Here is a 6,320-nt window from a genome sequence, read left to right as displayed (position 1 = left end):
ATTTTTAGTCGCAGCCCGGCAAACTCCGTGCAGAAGGGCTCACTCCGTAGGTTGAACCCATTTTTAAACTCAGTAAACGCTTGGTTGTTATTATAAGGCGCTGTTTTAAATGCTATCGGCGTCTTATTATAATATAGTGCCGCAAAGTAAGGCTTGCCGCTTTGTCGCAAAAGCCGCAGCGTCTCGCTCTCGACGATGCCCTCTGCGTGCACGAGCAGATCCGCTCCGCGCGCGAGCAGCCACTCTATGGCGCTGGCAGCGACCTTTGTTTCGCGATGAGAGTCCGAGATGACGCCTATTATCAATCGATCTCTTCTTTAAGCTTGCACTGCGGGCACTCGGCGAAGTTGCCTTTTTTCAGCTCTTTGCGGAGCATGTATGAGTTGCCGCACTGCGGGCATGCGCGCGCAATCGGCGCATAGTTGCTCACAAAGCCGCATTTAGGGTAGTTCGTGCAGCCGTAGAATTTGCCGCGTCTGGAGAAGCGCTCGACGATCTCGCCCGTGCCGCAGCTCGGGCACTTAACGCCCGTAGAGAGCAGCGGCTTTTTCTCCTTTGCCGCGCCCTCGATTTTGCGCGAGTATTTGCACTTCGGATAGCCCTCGCAAGCGATAAACTCGCCGTATCTGCCTTTGCGCTTGATCAGATTTTTACCACACTGCGGGCATTTTTCATCTAGCACCTCGGGCGCCGCCTTCTCCTCGCTCGCCCCCTCGGCGCTGGCGTCCGCGTTGCGGGAGTATTTACATTTCGGATAGTTCGAGCAAGCGATGAACTCGCCGAATCTGCCCTGGCGCTTAAGTAGCTCGCCGCCGCAGTTCGGGCATGCTTCGCCGATCTTTTCGGCTAGCTTTTGGCTTGCGATCGACGTTTTTCCTTTGGCGATCTCGTCCATAAAAGGGTAGTAAAAATCCGCCAAAATTTGCTGCCAGTCCGCTTTGTTTTCGGCGATGTCGTCGAGTTTCTCCTCCATTTTGGAGGTAAACTCGCTATCGACGATATTTTTAAAATTTTGCTCCAGCATCTCGGTGATCTTAAAGGCGATCTCGCTCGGCACCAGGTGCTTTTGCTCGATATTTACGTAGTTGCGCGCCGTAAGCAGCGAGATGGTAGGCGCATAGGTCGAGGGCCTACCGATGCCGAGGCTTTCGAGCTTTTTGATGAGGCTCGCTTCCGAATAGCGTGCCGGCGGCTCGGTGAAATGCTGCTGCGAGCTTAGGCTTTGTAGGCTCATCGCGTCGCCTGCGCTAAGGCTCGGTAAAATTTTATCCTTATCCAGATCGCCGTAAGCCTTGTAAAATCCGTCAAATTCCACCTTGCGTCCGCTGATCTTAAACGCGCCCGCTTCGCCGCGCACGATGATCGTTTGGATCTGCGAGACGCTAGGGCTCATCTGTGAGGCTACGAAGCGGTTATAGATGAGCGCGTAAAGGCGGTATTCGTCGCGAGGCAGGATTTTTTGCGCGAGCTCGGGGGTAAGCTTTAGATCGGTAGGTCTTATCGCTTCGTGCGCTTCCTGCGCGCCTTTACTTTTGGTGGCGTATGAATTCGGGCTTTTGGGCAGATATTTTTCGCCGAAGCGCTCGCCGATTAGTTCGCGAGCCGCCGCGATCGCTTCTTTAGCGATATTTAGCGAGTCGGTTCGCATGTAGGTGATCGCGCCGCCGTTTTTGGTATTGACGCCTTCGTAAAGGCTCTGCGCGAGGCTCATCGTCTTGCGTGGATTAAAGCCTAGAGCCGTGCTCGCCGCCTGTTGTAGCGTCGAGGTCATAAACGGCGGGTAGGGGTTTGTCTTGCGCGATTTGCTCTCGATACTCTCTACGCTAAATTTGTCTTTTTGCAGCACCGAAATGATCTCGCTAGCCTGCGCCGCAGATTTGATCGAGAGCTTTTCCATCTTTTTGCCGCGAAATTCCACGAGCTCGGCTTCCAAGTCCTTCTTAAAAACCGCGTCGATGCTGTGAAATTCTACCGGTTTAAAATTTAAAATTTCTCGCTCGCGATCGACGACGATTTTAAGCGCGGCGCTTTGGACGCGACCCGCGCTTAAGCCGCGCTGGATCTTTAAATTTAAAAGCGGACTTAGCTTGTAGCCCACGATGCGATCGAGCAGGCGGCGCGCTTGTTGAGCGTTTACGCTTGCGATATTCAGCTTGCGCGGCGAGCTTAACGCGTTTGAGATCGCGCTTTTGGTGATCTCGTGAAATACGATGCGCGGCAGCTCCTGCGCCTGCTTGCCGATCGAAGCGGCGATATGATAGGCGATCGCCTCGCCCTCGCGGTCCTCGTCCGTCGCGAGATAAATTTGATCCGCCTTTTTGGCGAGCGTCTTTATCTGCTTTACGATCTGATCGTGATCGGCGCTGATTTCGTATTCGGGCTCGAAGCTTTTATCTTTGATTTTGATGCCGAAGCGTTTTTTAGGAAGGTCGCGGATATGGCCTTTTGAAGCGACGACGTCGTAGTCTTCGCCTAAAAATTTTTTGATCGTTTTGGCTTTTGCCGGGGATTCTACGATGATTAAATTTTTCATTGTTTAATCCTTTAGAATTCTAGGCAGCGTGATACCTTTTTGGCTTTGGTATTTGCCCTTTTTGTCGCAGTAGCTCACCTCGCACGGCTCATCTCCTTGCAGAAACAAAACCTGCGCGATGCCTTCGTTCGCGTAAATTTTTGCAGGCAGCGGCGTGGTGTTGGAAATTTCAATCGTGATGTGCCCCTCAAAACCGGGCTCAAAGGGCGTTACGTTTACGATGATGCCGCAGCGCGCGTAGGTGCTTTTGCCCAGACAGATCGCAAGCACGTCGCGCGGCATTTTGAAGTATTCGATAGTGCGCGCTAGCGCGAAGGAATTCGGCGGCACGATGCAGACGTCGCCCTCAAAATCCACGACGTTTTTTGCGTCGAAATTTTTAGGATCGACGACCGTTCCGCCGACGTTTGTAAAAATTTTAAATTCTCGCGCTACGCGTATGTCGTATCCGTAGCTCGAAAGTCCGTAGCTAACGACGCCGCGGCCGATATTTTCCTCGCAAAAGGGCGCTATCATATCGTGCTGCTGCGACATCTGTCTGATCCATTTATCGCTTTTCAGTCCCATAAAATTTCCTTAAAATAATCAAAATTTTTCGCGCATTATAGCAGCAAAATAAAATATAATAAAAATTTTATGCTAGAATTTTGCTTAAATTATAAAAATTTTATCACTTTTTAAGGAGCAACTATGGGGCTACTCAAGAAATTTGCGTTTATTACGTTTTTTATCGCGTCATCTTTGGCTGCTGCGAAGCCAAATATTTATATTTTAGCTACCGGCGGTACGATCGCGGGAAGCAGCGCAAGTGCCACGGAGGGCAACTATACCGCAGGCTCTAAGGGCGTAGAAGATATCTTAGCGGCAGTACCGCAGCTGGGGGATTTAGCTACGATTAAAAGCGAGCAAATTTCAAATATCGGCTCGCAGGAGATGAATGATGAAATTTGGCTCAAGCTTGCAAACCGCGTAAGCGAGCTGCTTACTAAAAACGACGTAGACGGCATCGTCATCGTGCATGGAACCGATACGATGGAGGAGACGGCGTATTTTTTAAGCCTGGTAGTAAAATCCAAAAAACCGATCGTTTTGGTGGGCGCGATGCGAAACGCAGACTCGATGAGTGCTGATGGACCGCTTAATCTATACAACGCCGTTGCCGTCGCGGCAGATAAAAACTCTCGCGAAAAGGGCGCTTTTGTAGTGATGAACGACGAGATCCACGCCGCGCGCGAGGTTACGAAAACAAATACTACTAACGTTGCGGCTTTTGCCTCGCCGAATTCCGGCAAGATCGGCACTGTGAATTACGGAGTCGTAAATTTCTATATGGCGCCGCTTCGCAAGCACACGATAAGTAGCGATTTTAATATCAAAGACATCAAGGTTCTGCCACGCGTCGATATTATTTACGCGCATCCGCAGGACGTGAGCGATTTCGTAGAGACTGCCGTACAAAAGGGCGCTAAGGGCATCGTAGTCGCCGGCATGGGAAACGGAAATTTATACCCCGATACGGAGGCCGCGCTCGCAAAAGCTAGCGAAGCGGGCGTGGTCGTTGTGCGCTCAAGCCGCACAGGCAGCGGCTCAACTAGCGTTAGCTCGGAGGTGGACGACGCAAAACTTGGCTTTCTAACCGCAGATAATCTAAATCCGCAAAAGGCGCGCGTACTGCTGATGTTAGCCCTTAGCAAAACGAGCGATAAAGCTAAAATTCAGAGCTTTTTTGCGACACATTAACGCATAGGGCTTCGCGCGGATAGAATTTCGGCGCGGGATTTTAATATGAGCTCGGAGGCGAGATTTTAAAGCAAAGCGCGGAATTTTCGCGCTCGGGGCTTGGGCGTAGAATTTCGGTCGTAAAATTAAGCGTTAAATTTTTTAAAGGATTTAAAATCATCCTGCGCCCTTACGGCAAAATTTTGTGTTTCGCTTGCGAAGTTCGAGCTTAAAATGAACGAGGCAAATCGCAGCCTATAAATCCTTAAAATCAGTCCGCAAATTCTGTCGTAAATTTCGCTTTGCACTTCTTAAAAGTCCCGCAAAAATCCATTTAAAGAAACAATTATAAAAATTTAGCTAAAATTTCGCAAATTTTTTCAGGAGAAATTTATGACAAAAGCAGAAATCAAAGAGTTAATGGATTTTTTCGGCGAGAAGCAAGGCATTAACGAGCTAAAAATTAAAGATAAAGATTTTGAAATCGAGATAAAAAAATATGGCCCATGCGGTGGGAGCACGCCTCAGCTCGCCGCACCGGCACCTGCCCCGCAGCTTGCTGCGCCTGCGGTAAATGTGCTCGTGGGTGATAAGCCCGCCTCAAAAGGTGCGATGGATACGATCGATAGCCCGATGGTGGGTACTTTTTATAAAGCGCCAAGTCCCGGTGCGGCAGAGTTCGTAAGCGTAGGCCAGGTCGTGCATAAGGGTGATACGATCGGCATAATAGAAGCAATGAAGATTATGAATGAGATCGAAGCGGAATTCGACTGCCGCATCAAAAAAGCTCTCGTCGAAGACGGACAGCCCGTCGAATACGCTATGGCGCTGTTTGAGGTCGAGAAGCTATGAGAGAGCTTAAAAAGATCCTCATTGCAAATCGCGGCGAGATAGCGCTTAGAGCGCTTCGCACGATCCAGGAGATGGGCAAGCAAGCTATCGTCGTGCACTCTACCGCCGATCAGGACGCGCTTTACGTCAAATACGCCGATGCGTCGGTCTGCATAGGCGGACCGCGCAGCAGCGATAGCTATCTAAATATCCCCGCGATCATCACGGCCTGCGAGCTAACGGAAGCCGACGCGATATTTCCGGGATACGGCTTTTTGAGCGAAAGTCAAAATTTCGTAGAAATTTGCGCTAAGCACGGCATTAAATTTATCGGCCCGAGCGTCGAGGCAATGACTTTAATGAGCGATAAGAGCAAGGCCAAGCAGGTAATGATGCGCGCAGGAATCCCCGTAGTGCCGGGCAGCGACGGCGCGATCGCAAGCGTCGAAGAGGCACGCAAGCTAGCTGCCGAAATCGGCTATCCGGTCATCATTAAAGCCGCAGCCGGTGGCGGTGGGCGCGGAATGCGCGTGGTCGAGCGCGAAGAGGATATCGAAAAGCTCTTTTGGTCGGCAGAGAGCGAAGCGATGAGCGCGTTCGGCGATGGCACGATGTATATGGAAAAATATATCACAAACCCGCGCCACATCGAGGTTCAGGTCTTGGGCGACGAGCACGGACACGTCGTGCATATCGGCGAGCGCGACTGCTCGATGCAGCGCCGCCATCAAAAGCTGATCGAAGAAAGCCCGGCCGTGATCTTGGACGAGCCGACACGAAAGAGCCTGCACGAAACGGCGGTTCGCGCCGCTAAGGCGATCGGATACGCAAGCGCTGGAACGTTTGAGTTTTTATACGATAGCAAAGATAAGAAATTCTATTTCATCGAGATGAATACCCGCCTGCAGGTCGAACACACCGTAAGCGAGATGCGAAGCGGGCTCGATCTGATCGAGTGGATGATCCGCATCGCGCAGGGCGAGAAGCTGCTACCTCAAAGCGAGATAAAATTTAGCGGGCACGCGCTTGAGTGCCGCATCACCGCTGAGGACTCCAAAAGCTTTATGCCAAACCCTGGCAAAATCACAAAATACGTCGCTCCGGGCGGCAGAAATGTGCGAATGGATAGCCACGTTTATGAGGGCTACTCGGTGCCGCCTTACTACGACAGTATGATCGGCAAGCTCATCGTCTACGACAAGGACCGCGCGCGCGCGATCGCAAAAATGAAGGTTGC

5 protein-coding genes and 1 pseudogene are annotated in these 6,320 nt (G+C 51.1%); 3 read left to right on the top strand and 3 right to left on the bottom strand.

The window, feature by feature from the left end; all coding sequences use genetic code 11:
* The 3 genes and pseudogenes from Q0614_RS10035 to dcd form a co-directional block, all read right to left on the bottom strand.
* Positions 1–305, bottom strand: a pseudogene (locus Q0614_RS10035) (hypothetical protein); the annotation flags it as partial.
* Complete coding sequence (gene topA, locus Q0614_RS10030; RefSeq protein ID WP_298788444.1) at positions 302–2,533, bottom strand: type I DNA topoisomerase; 2,232 nt, start codon at positions 2,531–2,533, stop codon at positions 302–304. The gene topA and the pseudogene Q0614_RS10035, both read right to left, overlap by 4 nt.
* A gap of 3 nt (positions 2,534–2,536) precedes the next feature.
* Complete coding sequence (dcd, locus tag Q0614_RS10025; protein WP_005871523.1) at positions 2,537–3,100, bottom strand: dCTP deaminase; 564 nt, start codon at positions 3,098–3,100, stop codon at positions 2,537–2,539.
* Between the two features lie 174 nt (positions 3,101–3,274).
* On the opposite strand from dcd, the gene Q0614_RS10020 reads away from it, so the two are divergent.
* The 3 genes from Q0614_RS10020 to Q0614_RS10010 form a co-directional block, all read left to right on the top strand.
* Positions 3,275–4,273 (top strand): type II asparaginase, encoded by a 999-nt coding sequence (locus Q0614_RS10020; RefSeq protein WP_298788446.1) that lies wholly within the window; start codon positions 3,275–3,277, stop codon positions 4,271–4,273.
* A 372-nt stretch (positions 4,274–4,645) separates the two neighbouring features.
* The gene (accB, locus tag Q0614_RS10015; RefSeq protein WP_291938704.1) at positions 4,646–5,104 is read left to right on the top strand and encodes an acetyl-CoA carboxylase biotin carboxyl carrier protein; all 459 of its coding nucleotides are present in this window, start codon (positions 4,646–4,648) and stop codon (positions 5,102–5,104) included.
* Positions 5,101–6,320: acetyl-CoA carboxylase biotin carboxylase subunit (locus tag Q0614_RS10010; RefSeq protein ID WP_298788442.1), on the top strand; the 1,220-nt coding region annotated here is incomplete at its 3' end. The genes accB and Q0614_RS10010, both read left to right, overlap by 4 nt.

Origin of the sequence: uncultured Campylobacter sp., assembly GCF_937997595.1 — a bacterium.
In the GTDB taxonomy this organism is placed as follows: domain Bacteria; phylum Campylobacterota; class Campylobacteria; order Campylobacterales; family Campylobacteraceae; genus Campylobacter_B.
The sequence above is the reverse complement of the archived record's forward strand: the minus strand, read 5'-3'. Positions and strand labels throughout refer to the sequence as shown.